2 protein-coding genes are annotated in these 2,260 nt (G+C 61.2%); one reads left to right on the top strand and one right to left on the bottom strand.

The window, feature by feature from the left end:
* A partial coding sequence (locus tag DBR24_RS32495) for a bifunctional aconitate hydratase 2/2-methylisocitrate dehydratase (RefSeq protein WP_256591575.1) occupies positions 1 to 1,507 on the top strand: 1,507 nt, incomplete at its 5' end.
* Positions 1,508 to 1,582: 75 nt separating this feature from the next.
* On the opposite strand, the gene DBR24_RS16845 is transcribed toward DBR24_RS32495, so the two are convergent.
* A partial coding sequence (locus DBR24_RS16845) for an STAS domain-containing protein (protein WP_146189070.1) occupies positions 1,583 to 2,260 on the bottom strand: 678 nt, incomplete at its 5' end.

The following is a 2,260-nucleotide window of genomic DNA, read 5'->3' as shown; positions in this document are numbered from 1 at the left end:
GTTCAAGAAGCCAGAAGCACCGGCTGAAAGCACCAAGGGCTTCACCCTGGCGCAGAAAATGGTCGGCAAGGCGTGCGGTCTGGCAGAAGGCCAAGGCGTTCGTCCTGGCACCTACTGCGAACCGAAGATGACCACCGTAGGTTCTCAGGACACCACCGGTCCAATGACCCGTGACGAACTGAAAGACCTGGCGTGCCTGGGCTTCTCCGCTGACCTGGTAATGCAGTCGTTCTGCCACACCGCGGCGTATCCAAAGCCGATCGACGTGACCACTCACCACACCCTGCCTGACTTCATCATGACCCGCGGCGGCGTTTCCCTGCGTCCGGGCGACGGCATCATCCACTCGTGGCTGAACCGCATGCTGCTGCCGGACACCGTAGGTACCGGTGGTGACTCGCACACCCGTTTCCCGATGGGCATCTCGTTCCCGGCCGGTTCCGGTCTGGTCGCGTTCGCCGCTGCCACCGGCGTCATGCCGCTGGACATGCCGGAATCGATCCTGGTGCGCTTCAAAGGCAAAATGAAACCTGGCATCACCCTGCGTGACCTGGTTCATGCGATTCCTTACTTCGCCATCCAGAACGGTCTGCTGACCGTCGAGAAGAAAGGCAAGAAAAACGCCTTCTCCGGCCGCATCCTGGAAATCGAAGGCCTGGAAGGTCTGACCCTGGAACAGGCGTTCGAACTGTCCGACGCCTCGGCCGAGCGTTCGGCTGCCGGTTGCACCATCAAGCTGTCGAAAGAGTCGATCACCGAGTACCTGAACTCCAACATCACCCTGCTGCGCTGGATGATCGGCGAAGGCTACGGCGATGCGCGTACCCTGGAACGTCGCGCGCAAGCGATGGAAGCCTGGGTTGCCAACCCGGAACTGATGGAAGCCGATGCCGACGCCGAATACGCCGAAGTCATCGAAATCGACCTGGCCGACATCAGCGAGCCTGTACTGTGCGCGTCGAACGACCCGGACGACGCCCGTCTGCTGTCCAGCGTTGCTGGCGAGAAGATCGACGAAGTGTTCATCGGTTCGTGCATGACCAACATCGGTCACTTCCGCGCTGCCGGTAAGCTGCTGGATCAGGTCAAGGGTCAGCTGCCAACCCGTCTGTGGCTGTCGCCGCCGACCAAGATGGACGCTCACCAACTGACCGAAGAAGGCTACTACGGCATCTACGGCAAGGCCGGCGCACGCATGGAAATGCCAGGCTGCTCGCTGTGCATGGGTAACCAGGCACGCGTTGAGCCGAACAGCACCGTGGTGTCGACTTCGACCCGTAACTTCCCGAACCGTCTGGGCGACGGCGCGAACGTCTACCTGGCTTCGGCTGAGCTGGCGTCCGTAGCCTCGATCCTGGGTCGCCTGCCGACCGTCGAGGAGTACATGGAATACGCTGGCAAGATCGACAGCATGGCGGCCGATGTTTACCGCTACCTGTCCTTCGACCAGATCGCCGAGTTCCGTGAAGCTGCTGCGAACGCCAAGATCCCGGTCGTTCAAGCCTAACGTTACAAAGCAATGAAAAACGCCGCCCATCGTGAGATGAGCGGCGTTTTTTTATACGTTGAAAATAGCGAAGGCCTACAAGGGGCCAGTGTTGAGCTTGAGGGCCTGCTGCACCGCGCCATCGACGCTCAGACCGCTGAGGATCACCCCGTTAGCCGTCACCTCCGGCAACGCTTCCAGCGCAGCCAGCGCCTCATGCTTGAGCCGCGCCAGAATCAACCGCTTGCCTTCCTGATGCACGCGCAGGAAGAACTCCTGCATCGCCTCGATACTGGTACCGTCCAGGTCCGGGCTTTCCTCCAGACTGATGATCACCGTATGCAGCGGCGCGTCCGAATGACGTATCAAGTGCAGCGCCGCACCGAGAATTCGCTCCACATTGGCGAAAAACAGCGCCTCGCTGGGTCGCAAGATCAACACGCCCGGCTCAACCATCGCCGTTGGATGGCGCTGCAAATCGACAAAATCGTGCCCGCCGTCGATCCGCCCGAGCACCTGAATATCCGCCGCCGACATCTGTTTGAGCATCAGCAACACGCTGATCGCCACCGACACCAGCAAGCCGTCGAGAATACCCAGCACCAGCACCGCCGCCACCGCGCACAACACCAGCACCCGGTCCCGACGCCAAATGAAATAGCGCCCCAGCGGCTGCAGACTCAAGCCGCGGCCCAGGGCATGCATGACGATCGCCGCCAGAATCGGCTCCGGCGTCAGGGCGATCCATGGCAGTACCGTCAGTACGATCACCAG

Source organism: Pseudomonas sp. HMWF006, from assembly GCF_003061205.1.
Classification (GTDB): domain Bacteria; phylum Pseudomonadota; class Gammaproteobacteria; order Pseudomonadales; family Pseudomonadaceae; genus Aquipseudomonas; species Aquipseudomonas monsensis.
This window is presented reverse-complemented; position numbering and strand designations above follow the sequence as displayed.